Raw genomic sequence first — 19,637 nt, forward strand, 5'->3', positions numbered from 1 at the left:
AATGCCGGAAAAAGACCCTACGGTACCTGGCGATGCAACGCTGGGATATACCTTCCAAAATGATTTCCTGGCATTAAGCCGGGCATTTTCCCTGCCGGATATTGATTACCACGACATTTCCCGACGCGAACAGCTCGCTGCGGCGTTGCAACGCTGGCCGCTGTTGGCCGAATTAGCTGAGAAAAAGTAAGGAAGCCGTCGATGGCGATTCTGGGATTACAAGGCATACGCGGCGGCGTAGGCACCACATCTATTACCGCCGCACTGGCCTGGGCGCTACAGCTGCTCGGTGAAACCGTGCTGGTGGTCGATGCCAGCCCGGACAATATGCTGCGCTTTTTCTTCAACGTTGATTTCGACCATCGCAACGGCTGGGCGCGCTCGTTGATTGACGGAGGTGACTGGCGCGACGCCGGGCTGCGCTACACCGCGCATATCGATCTTCTGCCGTTTGGCCGCCTGACGCCTGGCGAACGTGAGCACGTTGATAAGTTCAGTCCGACGCTGGAACCTATCGCGGAGCAAATCAAATTGCTCGACCAGCAGGGGAGCCACCGCTGGCTGCTGATTGATATACCCGAAGGCTACTCTCCGCTTACCCGCGAATTGCTGAACGTTTGCCATCGCGCTCTACAGGTTGTGCATCCCGACGGCAACAGCCATATTCGCCTGCATCAGCAGGCGCTGCCTGCTAATGCGGATATTTTGATTAACGACCTGCGCGTCGGCAGCCAGCTACAGGAAGATCTCTATCAACTGTGGCTGGAAAGCCAGCGCCGTATTCTGCCGGTCACGATTCACCGCGATGAAGCGATGGCGGAATGTCTGGCGGCTAAACAGCCGCTTGGCGAATATCGCCAGGATTCGCTGGCGGCGGAAGAGGTGCTGACGCTGGCCAACTGGTGTCTGCTGCACTATGCCAGAGAGGGAGCGGCATGATCCGCCTGAGTACGTTGCTGCTGGCGCCGCCGGTGGGCGAGCGCTTGAGCGCACGTTATGATGACTATCGTCAGCATGGCGCGTCGGTGCTTTCAGCTTTTCTCGGTTGCCTGTGGGTGTCGTTGGCGTGGGCGTTAATGCCGCTTGAGACGCCGCGCTGGCAAGCTATTCGCGAACACCACGGCGACTATTTTCCGCATATTAATCCGCATCGCCCACGCCCGTTAGATCCGATACGCTATTTGCTGCAGTCGCTCTGGCTACTGGCGACCCGGGTGCCGGAACCGGATAAAAAAATTAACTGGCGCTCGCTGGCGGCGCTGGAAGGGGTTCACGGGCGCTACGCGCAGTGGATGGAAAAATTACCGGAAAAGGTCAACACCCGTACCGGCCATCTCGATAAGCAGAAAGAGCTTGAGCACCTGCATCCACAGCTGCGGCGGCTGGTGCTGGGTACCATCACCTTCTTCTCGCTGATTCTGGCGCTGTTGTGTATCACCCAGCCGTTTAACCCGCTGTCGCAATTTATTTTCCTGCTGCTGTTGTGGGGCGTCGCGCTGCTGGTGCGGCGTATTCCGGGGCGTTTCTCCGCCCTGATGTTGATCGTGTTGTCGCTGACCGTTTCCTGTCGCTACATCTGGTGGCGCTATACCTCCACGCTGAACTGGAACGATCCGGTCAGCCTGGTGTGCGGGTTGATTTTGCTGTTTGCCGAAACCTACGCCTGGATTGTGCTGGTGTTGGGCTATTTCCAGGTGGTGTGGCCGCTCAATCGCCAGCCGGTGCCGCTGCCGGAAGATATGAACGAATGGCCGACGGTGGATATCTTCGTCCCGACCTACAACGAAGATCTTAGCGTGGTGAAAAATACTATCTACGCGTCGCAGGGTATCGACTGGCCAAAGGATAAGCTCAATATCTGGATCCTTGATGACGGCGGGCGCGAAGAGTTTCGCCAGTTCGCGAAAGATGTCGGCGTCCATTACATCGCGCGTACCAGCCACGAACATGCCAAGGCCGGTAATATCAACAATGCGTTGAAGTATGCGAAGGGCGAGTTCGTCTCTATTTTCGACTGCGACCACGTGCCGACCCGCTCCTTCCTGCAGATGACCATGGGCTGGTTCCTGAAGGATAAAAAGCTGGCGATGATGCAGACGCCGCACCACTTTTTCTCGCCGGATCCGTTCGAACGCAACCTGGGCCGTTTTCGTAAAACGCCAAATGAAGGGACGCTGTTTTACGGCCTGGTGCAGGACGGCAACGATATGTGGGATGCGACCTTTTTCTGCGGATCCTGCGCGGTCATTCGCCGCGGCCCGCTGGATGAAATCGGCGGTATCGCCGTCGAGACGGTCACCGAGGATGCCCACACCTCACTGCGCCTGCATCGTCGTGGCCATACCTCCGCCTATATGCGCATCCCGCAGGCGGCGGGGCTGGCGACGGAAAGCTTGTCGGCGCATATCGGCCAGCGTATTCGCTGGGCGCGCGGAATGGTGCAGATTTTCCGTCTTGATAACCCGCTGTTTGGTAAAGGTTTGAAGCTGGCGCAGCGTATCTGCTACGTCAACGCGATGCTGCACTTTTTGTCCGGTATCCCGCGGCTTATCTTCCTCACCGCGCCGCTGGCATTCCTGCTGTTACACGCCTATATCATCTATGCGCCAGCGCTTATGATCGCGCTGTTCGTGCTGCCGCATATGATCCATGCCAGTCTGACGAACTCGAAGATCCAGGGCAAGTACCGCCACTCCTTCTGGAGTGAAATCTACGAAACGGTGCTGGCATGGTATATCGCGCCGCCGACCTTCGTCGCGCTGATTAACCCGCACAAAGGCAAGTTCAACGTCACCGCCAAAGGCGGACTAGTGAAAGATGAGTATGTCGATTGGGTTATCTCACGCCCCTATATTTATCTGGTGTTGCTTAATCTGGTGGGCGTGGCGGTCGGCATCTGGCGCTTTATGTACGGACCCGAGAACGAAATTTTAACCGTCTGGGTCAGCATCATCTGGGTGTTTTATAACTTAATCATCCTCGGCGGCGCCGTGGCGGTGTCGGTGGAGAGCAAGCAGGTGCGGCGTTCGCACCGCGTAGAGATGTCGATGCCGGCGGCGATTGCCCGCCCGGATGGCCACCTGTTCTCCTGTACCGTTCATGACTACTCTGACGGCGGCCTGGGGATAAAAATTCACGGCGACGCGCGGGTACTGGAAGGGCAACATGTGAATTTGCTGCTCAAACGCGGACAGCAAGAATACGTCTTCCCGGTTCGCGTCGCGCGGGTCAACGGCGGTGAAGTCGGCCTGCAATTGCTGCCGCTGACTAACCAGCAACATATTGATTTTGTGCAGTGTACGTTTGCCCGCGCTGATACGTGGGCGCTTTGGCAGGACAGCTTCCCGGAAGATAAGCCGATGGAAAGCCTGCTGGATATCCTCAAGCTGGGGTTCCGTGGATATCGTCACCTGGCGGAGTTCTCGCCGCCGTCGGTGAAGGTTATTTTCCGCTCGCTCACCTCGCTGGTGGCCTGGATTGTATCGTTTTTGCCGCGCCGTCCCGAACGCGCCGCGGCGGTGCTTTCGGCAGAACCAGCAATGGCTCAACAATGATGATAATGCGATGAAAAGAAAACTTTCCTTGATTTGTGCAGTGGCGGTGGGAATGAGCAGCTGGTACCCCTTCGCAACATTTTCGGCTCCGGCGGCGACGCCGAATGCCGCGGTGGTCGACGCTCCCGCCACAACGGGTGCGGCCCAGCCAGCGCCGGTGATTATCGATGGCCAGCCGACGGCGGCGGTTATCGATCCTGCCGCGCCGGTGGTGGTGGCGGACAACATTCCCTCTCGCGACGTGAAGCTGACTTTTGCGCAAATCGCGCCGCCGCCGGGGAGTATGGTGCTACGCGGTTCGCACCCAGAGGGCGCCGTGGAATTCGGCATGCGCAGTGATGAAGTGGTCGCCAAAGCGCTGCTCAATCTTGACTACACGCCGTCGCCATCGCTGCTGCCGGTGCAGTCGCAGCTGAAGGTTTATCTCAACGACGAGCTGATGGGCGTACTGCCGGTCACCAAAGAGCAACTGGGTAAAAAAGTGAGCGCCCAGATCCCCGTCGATCCACTGTATATCACCGATTTTAACCGCGTGCGGTTGGAGTTTGTCGGCCACTATCGCGACGTTTGCGAAAACCCGGCCAGCAGTACGCTGTGGCTCGATATCGGCCGTGAGAGCTCGCTGGATTTAACCTATCAGTCGCTGCAGGTACGTAACGACCTGTCCCACTTCCCGGTACCGTTCTACGACTCGCGCGACAACCGTCCGCTGACGTTGCCGATGGTTTTTGCTGCTGCGCCTGACGTCAAACAGCAGCAGGCGGCGGCGATTGTCGCCTCCTGGTTTGGCAGCAAGGCCGGCTGGCGCGGTCAGCAGTTCCCGGTCCACTTCAATGAGATACCGGAACGCAACGCTATCATCTTCGCCACCAACGATAAGCGTCCGGACTTCCTGCGCGACCATCCGCCGGTGAAAGCGCCGACCATCGAAATGGTCAACCACCCGAGCAACCCGTACGTCAAGCTGCTGGTGATCTTCGGTCGCAACGATCAAGACCTGCTGGTGGCGGCGAAGGGTATTGCCCAGGGCAATATTCTGTTCCGCGGCGATAGCGTGGTAGTGGATGGCGTGAAAGAGTTGAAGGCGCGCCAGCCGTATGACGCGCCGAACTGGGTCCGTACCGACAGACCGGTGACTTTCGGCGAGCTGAAAACCTATGAGCAGCAGCTGCAATCAAGCGGCCTGGTGCCAGATTCGATTAACCTGGCGCTGAACCTACCGCCGGATCTATACCTGCTTCGCGCCAACGGCATCGATATGGATCTGAAATATCGCTATACCATGCCGCCTATCAAAGACAGCTCGCGGATGGATATCAGCCTTAACGATCAGTTCCTGCAGTCGTTTAGCCTCAATAGCTCGCAGGATGTGAATAAGCTAATTTTACGCCTGCCGGTGCTGCAGGGGCTGTTGGATGGCCAGAACCAGGTGACCATACCCGCGCTGCGTCTCGGTGCGATGAACCAGCTGCGCTTCGATTTTCAGTACATGAACCCGATGCCCGGCGGCAACATCGATAACTGTATTACCTTCCAGCCGGTGCAGAACCACGTGGTGATCGGCGATGACTCCACCATCGACTTTTCGAAGTATTACCACTTCCTGGCGATGCCGGATTTGCGCGTCTTCGCTAATGCCGGTTTCCCGTATACCCGCATGGCCGATCTTTCTCAGACGCTAATCGTGGTGCCGAAAACGCCTGATGCGGGTCAGGTTGAGACGCTGCTGCAGGCGGTAGGCGGCATCGGCGCGCAGACCGGGCTGGCGGCTATCAACGTGCAGATGACCGACGACGGCAACCAGATTAAGGGCAAAGATGCCGATCTGATGCTGATTGGCGCTATTCCGCCGTCGCTGAAAGACGATACCAAAATCAATCTACTGGTCGAGGCGACCAAAAGCTGGGTGAAAACGCCGATGCGTCATTATGACCTGGCCAGCATCTATCCGGATGATGACGCGCGCACGCCGCATACGCGAACCGACATCACCTCTTCCGGGCCGATGGCGGCCATTATTGGCTTCCAGTCGCCGTACAACGATCAGCGCAGCGTGATCGCCCTGATGGCCGATAGCCCACGCGGTAACGAGCTGCTCACAAACGCCTTAAATGACAGCGGTAAACGGGCGGCGATGTTCGGTTCGGTGGCGGTGATTCGTGAATCCGGCGTCAATAGCCTGCGGGTTGGCGATATCTATTATGTCGGCCACCTGCCGTGGTTCGAGCGCATCTGGTTTGCGCTCTCCAGCCATCCGATACTATTGGCGATTCTGGCGGCCGTCAGCATTGTGCTGCTGGCGTGGGTGCTGTGGCGCATGCTGCGTATTCTCAGCCGTCGCCGTCTTGATCCTGATGATGAGTAATTGCTGATGAACGCATTTCGTGGGGTACTTCTCTCGGTTTTAATGCTGGCGGCGGGGCAGGTGAGCGCCGCCTGCCAGTGGCCCGCCTGGGAGCAGTTTAAAAAAGCGTATGTCAGCGCCGAAGGACGAGTCATCGACCCCAGCGATGCGCGCAAAATCACTACCTCCGAAGGGCAAAGCTATGCGTTGTTCTTCGCCCTGGCGGCCAACGATCGTCAGGGCTTCGATAAGCTATTTCAGTGGACGCAGAACAACCTGGCGCAGGGCGATCTGCGCGCCCATCTGCCGGGATGGCTATGGGGGAAAAAGAGCGAGGATGAATGGACGGTGCTGGACACCAATTCGGCATCGGATTCTGATTTGTGGATTGCCTGGGCGCTGTTGGAAGCCGGACGCCTGTGGAAGGTTGATAACTATACTGAGGTAGGAAAAGCGCTGCTGGCGCGGATTGCCGATGAAGAAGTCGCTGATGTTCCGGGACTGGGGCCGTCGGTACTGCCGGGGAAAGTCGGTTTCGCGGACGACAAGGGCTGGCGCTTTAATCCAAGCTATCTGCCGCCGCAGCTCGCCACCTACTTTACCCGCTTTGGCGCGCCGTGGCCGAAGATCCGCGACAGCAATCTGCGGCTGCTGCTGGAAACGGCGCCGAAAGGCTTCTCGCCGGACTGGGTGCGCTATGAGAAAGGCAGCGGCTGGCAGCTGAAAACCGATAAGCCGATTATTGGTAGCTATGACGCTATTCGCGTCTATCTGTGGGTCGGGATGCTCAATAACGCCGATAAACAAAAAGCGCCGCTGTTGGCGCGTTTCAAACCGATGGCGACTCAGACGATCAAACAGGGATTGCCGCCGGAAAAAACCAATATCGCCAGCGGGAAAACCACCGGTGAGGGTCCGGTTGGTTTCTCCGCTTCCATGTTGCCGTTTTTACAAGATGAGGACGCCCGCGCGCTACAGCGCCAACGGGTCGCCGATCATTATCCCGACGCGGATGCCTACTATAGCGCGGTGCTGACGCTGTTCGGCCAGGGGTGGGATCAACATCGTTTTCGTTTCGCCGCAGGTGGCGAATTACAACCTGACTGGAACCAGGAATGCGCAAGTTCTCACTAAGCTTCATCACGCTGTCTGTCGGTCTCGCACTACTGCCGCTGGCGCAGGCGGCGAATACCCCTGCGCAGCAGCATCTGCTGGAACAAGTGCGTCTCGGCGAGGCAAGCAGCCGTGAAGACCTGGTACGTCAGTCGCTTTATCGACTGGAATTGATCGACCCGAATAACCCGGATTATCTCGCCGCGCGGGCTCGCTACCTCCTGCGTCAGGGCGACACCGCCGGCGCGCAAAAGCAGCTCGATCTGCTGGCGAAACTGGCCCCTGACTCAGCGGCATTGAAAGCGACGCGCAGCGAGATCGATCTCAGCGGAGGCAAAGGACAGCAAGAGCTGCAGCAGGCGCGCCTGCTCGGCGTGGCCGGAAAGGTCGATGAAGCCATCGCCGCCTATGAAAAGCTCTTCGGCGGCGTCCCGACGGATACCGAAGCGGCTATCGAATACTGGACGCTGGTGGCGCGATTGCCCGCTCGCCATAGTGAAGGCGTTAGCCAGCTAAAAAAACTCAATGCCAGTACCCCGGATAACGTCACTCTGCTGACCTCGCTGGCGAAACAGATGTTTTCAGATAACAAGCAGCAGGAAGGCTTCGCCTATCTGGAACAGATGGCGCGTTCGGCTTCAGGTCGCGGTATCGCGGCAGATATGTGGCTCGGCGAAATTAAAACTATGCCGGTCAGCAGCGGCAGCGTTCAGGCATTACAGCGATTCCTGCTCTTGTTCCCCGCCGGATCCGCCGCCGCTAATGCCCGGCTGCTGCTGGCGCAGCAACAAACTCAACTGAAAGATCCGACCTTCCGCGCTAAAAGCGAAGGACTGGCGGCGGTGAAATCCGGCAATGCGGCGCAGGCGGTGGCCGATCTGCAGCAGGCGGTACGCGCCGATGCCCGCGATAGCGATGCCGTCGGCGCGCTGGGCGCCGCTTACTCACAGCGCGGCGACCGGGTGCGGGCGGTGGCGCAGCTCAATAAAGCGATCGCGATGGATCCGAAAAGCCCGAATCGCGATAAGTGGGACAGTCTGCTGAAGACCAACCGCTATTGGCTGTTGATTAAACAGGGTGATAACGCGCTGAAAGCAGGCCAACTGGCGCAGGCGCAAAATGCTTACGCCCAGGCGCAGCGGGTGGATAACACTGACAGCTACGCGGTACTGGGGTTAGGCGATGTCGCCGCGGCGCGCAAAGATGACGCCGCTGCCGAGCGCTACTATCGACAGGCGCTGCGGATGGATCGCGGCAATAACCTCGCGGTACGCGGTCTGGCGAATGTTTATCGCCGTGAGTCGCCTGAAAAAGCCAGCGCCTATATTGCCAGTCTCCCTGCCAGCCAACGGCGCAGTATTGATGATATCGAACGCAGTCTCACCAACGATCGGCTGGAAAAACAGGCTGAAGCGCTGGAAAGCCAGGGCAGCTGGGCGCAGGCCGCGGAGGTGCAGCGGCGGCGTCTGGCGTTGGATCCAGAAAGCGTGTGGATAACCTATCGGCTAGCGAAAGATCTGGTCAGCGCCGGCCAGCGGCCGGAAGCGGACGCGCTGATGCGTAACATGGCCAACCGCAAGCCGGGCGATGCCGAACGGATTTACGCCTACGGGCTCTATCTGTCCGGTAATAATCAGGATGATGCGGCGCTGGCGCAAATTAACGCGCTGCCGCGCGGACAGTGGACCGATAATATCCGTGAGCTGGAAGAGCGTCTGCAAAGCGACAAAGTGATGCGCGAGGCCAACCAACTTCGCGATAGCGGGCAGGAAGCGCAGGCTATTGCCTTGATTAAACGGCAGCCGGAATCGGTACGCTACGATCTGGCATTGGCGGATTGGGCGCAGCAGCGCGGCGATAGCGCAGAGGCGATAGCCCAGTACCATCGGGTGCTGAGCCAGCAGGCTGATAATGGCGATGCGCGCCTTGGCCTGGCGGAAGTCTATCTTGCCGAGGGCGATAAAAATGCCGCCCGCGCGCAGGTCGCGCAGTTGAAGGATGCGGATACGGAATCGATCAACATGCAGCGCCGGGTAGCGTTGGCCCGCGCCGGATTTGACGATACCGCGGGCGCGCAACAAATATTCGACCGCATCGTGCCGCAGGCGAAAAGCCAGCCGCCGTCGATGGAAAGCGCGCTGGTGCTGCGTGATGCCGCGCGCTTCCAGACGCAAAGCGATCAACCACAGCAGGCCCTGGAAAGCTATAAAGACGCGATGGTAGCCTCTGGCGTGACCCGCGTTCGCCCGCAGGATAATGACACCTTTACCCGCCTGACCCGCAACGATAGCCAGGATGACTGGCTGAAGCGCGGGATCCGCAGCGACGCCGCCGATCTTTATCGCCAGCAGGATCTTAACGTTACCCTTGAGCACGACTACTGGGGATCGAGCGGCACCGGCGGTTATTCAGACCTCAAAGCGCACACCACCATGCTGCAGGTGGACGCGCCGCTGTATGACGGACGGATGTTCTTCCGTACCGATGTGGTGAATATGAACGCCGGGACGTTTTCCACCAATAGCGACGGCGGCTACTCGCCGAGCTGGGGGACCTGCGGCGAAATTAGCTGCTATGGCGGCAGCAAAAATCAGAGCGACGGCGGCGCCAGCGTGGCGGTCGGCTGGAAGAACGACACCTGGAGCGGCGATATCGGCACTACGCCGATGGGCTTTAACGTGGTCGATGTCGTGGGGGGACTGAGTTATAGCGGCGATGCCGGGCCGGTCGGCTATATCGTCAACGTCCACCGGCGGCCCATTTCCAGCTCGCTGCTCTCCTTCGGCGGGCAAAAAGATAACCCTAACGACGGCCACACCGGTACCACCTGGGGCGGGGTACGCGCCGCCGGCGGCGGTATCAGCCTGAGCTACGATAAAGGCGAGGCGAACGGCATCTGGTCATCGTTGGGTGCGGACCAACTCACCGGCAAAAACGTCGAGGACAACTGGCGCGTGCGCTGGATGACCGGTTACTACTATAAAGCGATCAATGAAAATAATCGCCGGGTGACCGTCGGCCTGACCAATATGATCTGGCACTACGACAAAGACCTCAGCGGCTACACGCTGGGTCAGGGCGGTTACTACAGCCCGCAGGAGTATCTCTCTTTCTCGGTGCCGGTCATCTGGCGTCAGCGTACCGAAAACTGGTCATGGGAACTCGGCGGTTCGGTGTCATGGTCCCATTCGCGCACGCAAACTCAGGCGCGCTATCCGTTGCTGAATTTGATTCCGTCGCAGTATCGCTACGAGGCCAGCCAGCTAAAAGAAGAGGGCGGCAGCAGCCAGGGCTTCGGTTATACCGCACGGGCGCTGGTGGAACGGCGAGTTACCGGCAACTGGTTTGTCGGCGCGGCGGTGGATATTCAGCAGGCCAAAGATTACACGCCGAGCCACGCGCTGCTGTACGTGCGCTATTCCGCTTCCGGTTGGCAGGGCGACATGGATATGCCGCCGCAGCCGTTGGTACCTTATGCGGATTGGTAGCAGATTAGCCTGATTTCTACGTCTAATCGCCAATCCACCCCGCTGTTCGCGTATACTCGCCGTACCTCGCCCGCCGCTTTCGGGAAGAACCCGTCTTGCGGGCGAGAGCGAACAATTTGCGTATATAATCAGCCTGAAAACGACCGGTAGTGATGGATCTCGCCGGATAGTCGTTCAGTTTCAGTGGAGAACACAGTTGCGCGTCAGCCGCTCACTTACAATTAAACAGATGGCGATGGTCGCGAGCGTGTCCATGGCGTTTGTCCTGGTCTTTTGTTCCATTTTACTGTTTCACTTTGTGCAACAGAGTCGCTATACCACGGCCACGCAATTAGAAAGTATCGCCCGTTCCGTTCGCGAACCGCTGTCGGCGGCAATTTTGAAAGCCGACATTCCCGAAGCGGAAGCCATTCTGGGCCGCATTCAGCCTGCTGGCATCGTCAGCCGGGCGGATGTGGTGCTACCGAATCAATTCCAGGCGCTGCGGATGCGCTTTATTCCCGAACGCCCGGTGCCGGTGATGATCACTCGCCTGTTTGAACTGCCGGTGCAGATATCTCTGCCAATCTACTCGCTGGAACGCCCGGCTAACCCGCAGCCGCTGGCTTATCTGGTGCTGCAGGCGGATTCCTATCGCATGTACAAATTCGTCATGAGCGCGCTTGCTACGTTAGTGACTACTTACTTACTTTTGGTGCTGGTTTTAACGGTAGCGCTCACCTGGTGCATCAACCGACTGATTGTTCGGCCGCTGCGCGCCATCGCTCGCGAGCTCAACGATATTCCGCCTCAGGATCGTCTCGGGCATCAACTGAGCCTACCGCGACTGCACCAGGACGATGAAATCGGCATGCTGGTGCGCTGCTACAACCGCAATCAGCAGTCCTTGTTGCGCCAGCATGATGAGCTATCGCTGCAATCGACCCGTTTTCCGGTGTCTGAGCTCCCCAACAAAGCTTTTCTGATGGCGATGCTGGAGCAGACCGCGACCCGTCCGCAGCCTTCGGCGCTGCTGGTGGTGGCGTGTGAAACCCTGCAAGATGCCGCGGGCGTCCTGAAAGAGAGCCAGCGCGAGATGCTGCTCTTAACGCTGGTCGAGAAACTAAAAGCGGTTATCCCGGCCAATATGGTACTGGCGCAGGTGAGCGGTTACGATTTCGCCATTTACGCGCCCGGACTTAGCGAGCCTTGGGAAGCGGTTTCGCTAAGTAAGCGAGTGCTCACTTCTATTAGCGAGCGATTGCCGCTGCACGGTGTCCAGCTGCGCCCTTGCGCCAGCGTTGGCATCGCGATGTTTAATAGCGAGCTGAATGCCGAGCAGTTCTATCGCCGTGCGGTTTCCGCCGCGGTGACGGCGCGGCGTAAGGGTAAAAATCAGATCGAGTTCTTTGACCCTGAGCAGATGGAAAAAGCCCAGCGCCGGTTAATGGAAGAGCATGACATCCTCACCGCGCTCGATAATCAGCAGTTCGCCATCTGGTTCCAGCCGCAGGTGGATATTGCCAGCGGCGATATTTGCGGTGCGGAAGTTCTGCTGCGTCAGCGACAGGCCGATGGCAGCTGGTCGCTACCGTGCGATCTGATCGAGCGTATTGAAAACTGCGGGTTGATGGTGCCGGTAGGTTATTGGGTAATGGAAGAAGCCTGCCGTCAACTGGCAGCCTGGCAGCAACAAGGGATCATGCTGCCGCTGTCGGTGAACGTCTCTCTCCTGCAACTGCTGCATCCCGAGCGCGGCGTTGAGCTACTGGCGCTCATTGAACGCTACCGTATCGCCCCGGGCACGCTGGTGCTGGAGGTGACGGAAAGCCGCCGTCTTGACGATCCGCAGGCGGTGATTGCCCTGCTGCGCCCGCTGCGCGACGCCGGTACGCGCATTGCGCTGGATGATTTCGGCATGGGTTATGCCGGGTTGCGCCAGCTGCAACATATGAAATCGCTGCCGGTGGATATACTGAAAATCGACAAGGCGTTTATTGATATGGTGCCGGATGATACCAGCATGGTCCCGGCGATAATTCAGCTCGCACGCGGGCTCAAGCTGCGGATTGTCGCTGAGGGCGTCGAAAAAGAAGAACAGCTGAAATGGTTGCAAGCGGCGGGGGTGGACATCGCTCAGGGTTACCTGTTTGGTTGCGCCTTACCGCTGGAAAGCTTTATGCAGCGCTTCCTGCACGCTGAAAAGGATGATGCAAGTTTGTAACATTTTTAGTTGTTTGTGCGAGTCAGCTCAAATATTTTAACAATTCCGTTGCAACTTAGCGGTTACTTATTTCTGAAATGTTTCCAGGGTGTTATTTTTAAGCCACAGACACAGATAACCTTTCATTGTCTGTGGTTATTCCCAAAGGACACCCTATGAAACTCTCTCTCTTCAAAAGCCTCTATGTCCAGGTTTTATCGGCCATAGCCATCGGTATTTTGCTGGGCCATTTCTACCCGGAACTTGGCGCGCAGATGAAACCGTTCGGCGACGCCTTCGTAAAACTGATTAAAATGGTCATTGCTCCGGTTATCTTCTGTACCGTTGTGACAGGGATTGCCGGAATGGAAAGCATGAAGGCCGTCGGTCGTACCGGTGCGGTGGCGTTACTCTACTTTGAAGTGGTGAGTACCATTGCGTTGATTATCGGTCTTATCATTGTCAACGTGGTGCAACCCGGCGCGGGCATGAACGTCGATCCGGCGACGCTTGACGCGCACGCGGTGGCGGTCTACGCCGAGCAGGCTAAAGATCAGGGTGTTGTCGCCTTCTTACTCGATATTATCCCGGGCAGCGTAATTGGCGCTTTCGCCAGCGGTAATATTTTGCAGGTGCTGATGTTTGCCGTCCTGTTTGGCTTTGCGCTGCATCGTTTAGGTAGCAAAGGCCAGCTGATTTTCAACGTCATTGAAAGCTTCTCGCAGGTCATTTTCGGCATCATTAACATGATTATGCGCCTGGCGCCGATCGGTGCTTTCGGGGCCATGGCATTTACCATCGGTAAATACGGCGTCGGTACTCTGGTACAGCTGGGCCAACTGATCATCTGCTTCTACATCACCTGTATTCTGTTCGTGGTGCTGGTACTGGGCTCTATCGCGCGGGCCACCGGCTTTAGCATCTTCAAGTTCATTCGCTATATCCGCGAAGAGCTGCTGATTGTGCTCGGTACCTCCTCTTCGGAGTCCGCGCTGCCGCGAATGCTGGATAAGATGGAGAAGTTGGGTTGCCGCAAATCGGTGGTGGGGCTGGTAATACCGACCGGCTACTCCTTTAACCTCGACGGCACCTCCATCTACCTGACGATGGCGGCGGTGTTCATCGCCCAGGCCACCAATAGCCATATGGATATCTTCCATCAGATCACCTTGCTGGTGGTGCTGCTGCTCTCTTCGAAAGGGGCGGCGGGCGTTACCGGTAGCGGATTTATCGTACTGGCGGCAACCATCTCCGCGGTGGGGCATCTGCCGGTGGCGGGTCTGGCGCTGATTCTCGGTATCGACCGCTTTATGTCGGAAGCGCGCGCGTTGACCAACCTGGTGGGTAACGGCGTGGCGACCGTGGTCGTCGCGAAATGGGTGAAAGAACTCGATGCCAAACAGCTCGATGATGTGTTGAATAACCGCGTTCCCGCGGACAAATCACAAGAATTATCCTCGTAATTCCTCATGTTATGCCCATGAACTATGGGCTCCTGCGCAAAATTAGGTATCATTCCCCTTCTGGGGGAATGATACCTCATGATTATTTTACGTCTTCATGCGACATTTTCGCCTTCGCGTGGTCTAACCGACGTATTTGATTCACCACCTTTTTCGGCAATCCGACGATGGGTTGCCTATGTAACCAGGAATGTTCATCAGGGGTTCACATGCAGGGCACAAAAATTCGACTCTTAACCGGTGGTTTGCTGATGATAGCGACGGCCGGTTCTGTGCAGGCAGAAGCGCTCCAGCCGGACCCGGCCTGGCAACAGGGGACTTTGGCGAACGGTTTTTCGTGGCAGGTACTGGCCACGCCGCAGCGTCCTAGCGATCGCGTCGAAGTCCGCCTGGCTGTGAATATTGGCTCGCTGAGCGAAAGCACTCAGCAGAGCGGCTTCAGTCATTTCATTCCGCGCCTGGCGCTGACCCAAAGCGGCAGCCTCCCGACGATGCAGGCGCGTTCGCTGTGGCAGCAGAGTATTGACCCGAAGCGTCCTCTGCCGCCGGCGATCGTTTCGTACGATTTCACCTTGTTTAATCTGAGCCTGCCGAACAACCGCAACGACCTGCTTAAAGAGGCGTTGAACTGGCTGGCGGACGCTAACGGTAAGTTGAGCATCACCCAGCAAGCGGTCAATCATGCGCTGCAGGGCAGCGATATGGTGGCGACCTGGCCGCTGGATACTCAGGAAGGCTGGTGGCGCTATCGCCTGAAGGGCTCGACGATGCTCGGTCACGATCCGGCAGCACCGCTGAAGCAACCGGTTGATATTAAACAGCTGAAAGAATTTTATCAGAAATGGTACACCCCGGACGCGATGACGCTGATTGTCGTCGGCAACGTCGATAGCCGCAGCGTCGCGGAGCAAATCAACAAAATCTTCGGCGAACTGAAAGGTAAACGCGAGACGCCGGCGGCGGTGCCAACGCTTTCACCTCTGCCGGCTACGCCGGTCAGCATCATGACCGAGGCCGTGCGTCAGGATAAGCTGTCGATCATGTGGGATTCCCCATGGCAGCCGATCCGCGATTCCGCCGCGCTGCAGCGCTACTGGCGCGATGACCTGGCTCGGGAAGCGCTGTTCTGGCACGTGCAGCAGAACCTGAGCAAAAGCAATGTAAAAGATATCGGCCTTGGTTTTGATTGCCGCGTGCTGTACCAGCGCGCCCAGTGCGCAATCAATATCGACTCGCCGGGCGAACGCCTGAACGCCAACCTGAGCGCGGTATCGCGCGAGCTGGCGAAGGTGCGCGACAACGGCCTGCCGCAGGAAGAGTTTGATGCGCTGATTGCGCAGAAAAACCTCGAACTGCAAAAACTGTTCGCTACCTATGCGCGCACGGATACCGATATTCTGATTAGCCAACGCATGCGTTCGCTGCAAAATCAGGTGGTGGATATCGCGCCGGAGCAGTATCAGAAACTGCGCCAGGAGTTCCTCAATTCACTGACGGTCGACATGTTGAACCAGTATCTGCGCCAGCAGTTATCGCAGGATATGGCGCTGGTGCTGCAGCAGCCGAAAGGCGAGCCGGAGTACAACATGAAGGATCTGAAAGCGACGTGGGAAAAACTGATGGCGCCAGCGCCTGCTGCTGCGGTGAGCGCCACGCCGGATGCGGCTGATGCGCATAATGAGGCGACGGATATTCCTCCAGCGCAGTAGATACTGTTATCAGTTTGCAACGGTTTTGGTCGGGAAAAATATGTGCTTTGTGTTAATTCCGAGCACATTGCGCTCCCGATATTTCTTCTGCGTTATGGCTCTCATGGCGCAGGGAGCGCACAGGGGGCGGCCAGTCGCCGCCGCCCCCTGTACCCCCGGGCTCTGGCCGCCAAAATCGCCACTTCGTGGTACCTTCGACTTATCCCGGCAGGCTTCGGGTCGGGCCGAGGCAGCGTCCGTGCAAAACACGGCCCTCAGCCCGCATCCATGCGGGCTGCCCCGGCCTTCCTGGAACGTCTCAGCGATTTTGAGGCCACCAACACCGGCAGTTTCAGTAGTCATGGGTACAAAGGAAGAGTTAAAAGCTTCAGTTGCAATGGCAATGGCAATGGCAATGGCAATGGCAATGGCAATGGCAATGGCAATGGCCGTAGGCCGGGTAAGGCGTTAGCCGCCACCCGGCGCAAAATCTGCTCTGCGTCCACCGCCTGTGGTACGGTTCGTGCGGCCTCAAAATCCCCGGTGGCGCTACCGCTTACCGGGGCTACAGCACTGTTCGATTTGGTAGCCCTGCTAAGCGCAGCGCAAGCAGGGGGAATCGGAGCTTAGTCCGGCATCGCTTCGCGCGGGATAATCGCCCCGCGATACTGGATAACCGTGCTGGCGGTGAGGTGTCCGCGTTTCGCCGCGGATTCCGCGTCGCCGCCGGTCAGGCGCACCGCCAGATAGCCGGCGCTGAACGAATCGCCCGCCGCGGTGGTATCCACCACTTTCTCTTTCGCCAGCTTCACCGCGGGCACCTCCAGCAGCGGCAGGCCGGCAATCGCCACCAGACAGGAGTCGGCGCCGCGCTTCACCACCACCTCTTCGACGCCAGCGGCGTGGGTACGGGCGATAACCTCGGCAACCGGTACCGCTCCCCACAGCGCATCCTCATCATCCAGCGTCAGAAAAGCGATATCGGTACATTCCAGCATTTGCTGGTACACCTGGCGAGTCTCTTGCTGGCTGGCCCACAGGCGCGGACGGTAGTTGTTATCGAAAATCACTTTCCCGCCGTTAGCGCGGCATTCGCGCAGCAGCGTGAGCAGCTTTTCCCGGCTGGACGGGCTGAGGATGGCGAGGCTGATACCGCTCAGATAAAGGTAATCAAAGGTCGCCAGCTCTTCACAGATGGCGTCCGCGCGCTCGCTTTCGAGCCAGAATTTGGCCGCCGCTTCGTTGCGCCAGTAGTAGAAGGTGCGCTCGCCGGTCTCGTCCGTTTCAATGTAGTAGAGGCCAGGCAGGCGGTCAGCCATGCGCTGAATCAGATCGGTTTTTACCTGCTCGCCCTGCCAGGATTCCAGCATCTGCTGGCTGAAGGTGTCGGTGCCCAGCGCGGTCACGTAGTGCACGCTAAGGGCATCCGCGCTGGTCTGGCGCGCGATGTAGACCGATGTGTTTAAGGTGTCGCCACCGAAACCGCGATTCACCGCCGCGTTTTTCTCTGACAGTTCAATCATGCATTCGCCAATCACGGCAATTTTCTTAGACATAGTGCTGACCTGAAATTGAATCGAAATTAGCGGTAGTTTGCGCTGGGCACCCGGCATGGTCAATCATATTAAAACATCGTTCCATTATTTTTTGACCTGACGCGCAAAATGTGACGAAAAGCGCATTTGGCGGATGAATCTCCGCTCTTCAACTATAGTGAGGAGTGACGAGACGCAAAAGGAGCGGAGAGGGGATGACCAGAACCCGTAAAACGATTGCTATTATCTCGGGAACGATTGTGCTGTTAATCGTTCTTTTTTTCATCGTGTTGGCGACCTTTGACTGGAACCGGCTCAAGCCGACGATCAATCAGAAAGTCTCCGCCGAACTCAATCGGCCATTCGCCATTCGCGGCGACCTGGGCGTGGTGTGGGAGCGACAGCCCGAGGAGCGCGGCTGGCGCAGCTGGATCCCGTGGCCGCACGTGCATGCCGAAGATATCGTGTTGGGTAACCCACCCGACATTCCGCAAGTGACGATGGTGCATCTGCCGCGCGTGGAAGCGACGCTGGCCCCGCTGGCGCTGCTGAGCAAAACGGTCTATTTGCCGTGGATTAAGCTCGAACAGCCTGACGTCCGGCTGATAAGGCTGACGGAAAACAGCAATAACTGGACCTTTAAATTAGCTTCTGACCCGGCACCCGAAAAAGCCAACCCGCCATCGGCCTGGTCTTTCCGCCTTGATAATATTCTCTTCGATCGCGGCAACATCGGTATTGACGATAAGGTAACCCGCAGCGATATCGCGATCGTGGTCGATCCGCTTGGCAAAGCGCTGCCGTTTAGCGAAGTTACCGGTGCGGGCAACAAAGCGCAGGCGAAAAAAGCCGGCGACTATATCTTTGGCCTGTCGGTGAAGGGGCGCTACAAAGGCCAGCCGCTGAGCGGCAGCGGAAAAATTGGCGGCATGCTGGCGCTGCGTAGCGATAGTACGCCGTTCCCGCTACAAGGGGATTTTCACTCTGGTAATACCCGGATTGCGTTTAGCGGCACAGTCAGCGATCCGCTTAACGTCGGCGGGCTCGATCTGCGGCTGAAATTCGCCGGCGACTCGCTGCGCGACCTCTACGATCTGACCGGCGTCCTGCTGCCGGAAACGCCGTCCTTTTCCACCGATGGCCGCCTGCGCGCCGACTTTAAGCACAAAAACGGCATGTGTTTTGCCTATCGCGATTTTAACGGCCGGATTGGCGACAGCGATATCCACGGTTCGTTGACCTATACTACCGGCAAACCGCGACCGAAGCTCACCGGCGATCTGGAGTCTAAACAGTTGCGGCTGGCGGACCTCGGCCCGCTGATTGGCGTTGATTCCGGCGGCGGGGCGAAGAAATCCTCATCACGTAAAGCGGGCGATGCCCTACAGCCGGCGGGGAAAGTCCTGCCGGCCGATCGCTTTGAGACGGATAAATGGCAGGTGATGGACGCCGATGTGCGCTTCAAGGGGCGGCGAATCGAACACGGCGGTACTCTGCCCATCAGCGACCTGGCGACCCATATTATTCTTGAACGCGGCGACCTGCGCCTGCAGCCGGTGCGTTTTGGCCTGGCTAACGGTTCGATTGCCGGCAGCGTGCATCTGCAGGGCGATAAAAAACCGCTACAGGGCGAGGCCAATCTGCAGGCGCGGCGGCTCAAGCTTAAGGCGTTGATGCCGAACGTCGAGATGATGCAGAAAACGCTCGGTGAGATGAGCGGCGATGTGCAACTGCGCGGCAGCGGTAACTCGGTGGCGGCGCTGCTTGGCAACAGCAACGGCAACCTTAAGCTGCTGATGAATGATGGTCTGATTAGCCGCAACCTGATGGAAATTCTCGGCTTAAACGTCGGTAATTTTATCATCGGGCAGATTTTCGGCGATGAGGAGGTTCGGGTGAACTGTGCGGCGGCTAATATCGATGTGGTCGACGGCGTGGCGCGACCGCAAATTTTCGCCTTCGATACCGAGAACGCGTTGATTAACGTGACCGGCACCGCCAGCTTTGCCTCTGAACAGCTGGATCTGACCGTTGACCCGGAAAGTAAGGGCCTGCGGGTGATTACTCTGCGCTCGCCGCTGTACGTGCGCGGCACATTTAAATCGCCGGATGCCGGGGTGAAAGCCGGGCCGCTGATTGCCCGCGGCGCGGTGGCGGCAGCGTTGGCGACGTTGGTCACGCCGGCGGCCGCTTTACTGGCGCTGATCTCGCCGGCGGAAGGCGAGGCGAATCAGTGCCGGACGATTTTGTCGCAGATGAAAAAGTAAGGA

Annotated in this window: 11 protein-coding genes; 10 read left to right on the forward strand and 1 reads right to left on the reverse strand. The window is 58.1% G+C overall.

Annotation, left to right across the window (positions count from 1 at the left end; all coding sequences use genetic code 11):
• The first annotated feature begins 1 nt into the window (after position 1).
• From bcsR to PGS10_RS09945, 9 genes are all read left to right on the forward strand, one after another.
• Positions 2 to 190 (forward strand): cellulose biosynthesis protein BcsR, encoded by a 189-nt coding sequence (bcsR, locus tag PGS10_RS09905; RefSeq protein ID WP_045390797.1) that lies wholly within the window; start codon positions 2 to 4, stop codon positions 188 to 190.
• An 11-nt stretch (positions 191 to 201) separates the two neighbouring features.
• Positions 202 to 939, forward strand: coding sequence for a cellulose biosynthesis protein BcsQ (gene bcsQ, locus PGS10_RS09910; protein WP_047047797.1), 738 nt, complete (start codon positions 202 to 204; stop codon positions 937 to 939).
• Positions 936 to 3,554 carry a UDP-forming cellulose synthase catalytic subunit gene (gene bcsA, locus PGS10_RS09915; RefSeq protein WP_045390803.1) on the forward strand — a complete coding sequence of 873 codons (2,619 nt, stop codon included), beginning with the start codon at positions 936 to 938 and terminating at the stop codon, positions 3,552 to 3,554. The genes bcsQ and bcsA overlap by 4 nt, the downstream gene beginning before the upstream one ends.
• Before the next feature lie 10 nt (positions 3,555 to 3,564).
• Positions 3,565 to 5,919, forward strand: coding sequence for a cellulose biosynthesis cyclic di-GMP-binding regulatory protein BcsB (gene bcsB, locus PGS10_RS09920; RefSeq protein ID WP_045390806.1), 2,355 nt, complete (start codon positions 3,565 to 3,567; stop codon positions 5,917 to 5,919).
• Positions 5,920 to 5,925: 6 nt separating this feature from the next.
• Positions 5,926 to 7,032 (forward strand): cellulose synthase complex periplasmic endoglucanase BcsZ, encoded by a 1,107-nt coding sequence (bcsZ, locus tag PGS10_RS09925; protein WP_045390827.1) that lies wholly within the window; start codon positions 5,926 to 5,928, stop codon positions 7,030 to 7,032.
• On the forward strand, positions 7,014 to 10,499 hold the full coding sequence (bcsC, locus tag PGS10_RS09930) for a cellulose synthase complex outer membrane protein BcsC (RefSeq protein WP_316422822.1): 3,486 nt from the start codon (positions 7,014 to 7,016) through the stop codon (positions 10,497 to 10,499). Before bcsZ ends, bcsC begins: the two co-directional genes overlap by 19 nt.
• Before the next feature lie 196 nt (positions 10,500 to 10,695).
• Positions 10,696 to 12,702, forward strand: coding sequence for a biofilm formation regulator HmsP (gene hmsP / locus PGS10_RS09935; RefSeq protein ID WP_047047804.1), 2,007 nt, complete (start codon positions 10,696 to 10,698; stop codon positions 12,700 to 12,702).
• Between the two features lie 155 nt (positions 12,703 to 12,857).
• On the forward strand, positions 12,858 to 14,144 hold the full coding sequence (locus PGS10_RS09940) for a dicarboxylate/amino acid:cation symporter (protein ID WP_015369244.1): 1,287 nt from the start codon (positions 12,858 to 12,860) through the stop codon (positions 14,142 to 14,144).
• A 209-nt stretch (positions 14,145 to 14,353) separates the two neighbouring features.
• Entirely contained in the window at positions 14,354 to 15,853 is a 1,500-nt protein-coding gene (locus PGS10_RS09945) for a M16 family metallopeptidase (protein WP_047047807.1), read from the forward strand.
• A 605-nt stretch (positions 15,854 to 16,458) separates the two neighbouring features.
• Here the strand turns inward: PGS10_RS09945 and PGS10_RS09950 are convergent.
• Entirely contained in the window at positions 16,459 to 17,388 is a 930-nt protein-coding gene (locus tag PGS10_RS09950; RefSeq protein ID WP_047048053.1) for a sugar kinase, read from the reverse strand.
• A 194-nt stretch (positions 17,389 to 17,582) separates the two neighbouring features.
• On the opposite strand from PGS10_RS09950, the gene PGS10_RS09955 reads away from it, so the two are divergent.
• Entirely contained in the window at positions 17,583 to 19,634 is a 2,052-nt protein-coding gene (locus tag PGS10_RS09955; protein WP_316422823.1) for an AsmA family protein, read from the forward strand.
• Positions 19,635 to 19,637 lie beyond the last annotated feature (3 nt).

The sequence above is a fragment of the Klebsiella sp. 141153 genome, from assembly GCF_032601995.1.
GTDB classification, from domain to species: domain Bacteria; phylum Pseudomonadota; class Gammaproteobacteria; order Enterobacterales; family Enterobacteriaceae; genus Klebsiella; species Klebsiella aerogenes.

What these genes read in the sequence shown, in the direction of transcription:
- bcsR (WP_045390797.1), top strand. Translation starts at nt 2, where the DNA reads ATGCCGGAAAAAGACCCTACGGTACCTGGCGATGCAACGCTGGGATAT.
- bcsB (WP_045390806.1), top strand. Translation starts at nt 3,565, where the DNA reads ATGAAAAGAAAACTTTCCTTGATTTGTGCAGTGGCGGTGGGAATGAGC.
- bcsA (WP_045390803.1), top strand. Translation starts at nt 936, where the DNA reads ATGATCCGCCTGAGTACGTTGCTGCTGGCGCCGCCGGTGGGCGAGCGC.
- bcsQ (WP_047047797.1), top strand. Translation starts at nt 202, where the DNA reads ATGGCGATTCTGGGATTACAAGGCATACGCGGCGGCGTAGGCACCACA.
- bcsC (WP_316422822.1), top strand. Translation starts at nt 7,014, where the DNA reads ATGCGCAAGTTCTCACTAAGCTTCATCACGCTGTCTGTCGGTCTCGCA.
- PGS10_RS09945 (WP_047047807.1), top strand. Translation starts at nt 14,354, where the DNA reads ATGCAGGGCACAAAAATTCGACTCTTAACCGGTGGTTTGCTGATGATA.
- PGS10_RS09950 (WP_047048053.1), bottom strand. Translation starts at nt 17,388, where the DNA reads ATGTCTAAGAAAATTGCCGTGATTGGCGAATGCATGATTGAACTGTCA.
- PGS10_RS09940 (WP_015369244.1), top strand. Translation starts at nt 12,858, where the DNA reads ATGAAACTCTCTCTCTTCAAAAGCCTCTATGTCCAGGTTTTATCGGCC.
- PGS10_RS09955 (WP_316422823.1), top strand. Translation starts at nt 17,583, where the DNA reads ATGACCAGAACCCGTAAAACGATTGCTATTATCTCGGGAACGATTGTG.
- bcsZ (WP_045390827.1), top strand. Translation starts at nt 5,926, where the DNA reads ATGAACGCATTTCGTGGGGTACTTCTCTCGGTTTTAATGCTGGCGGCG.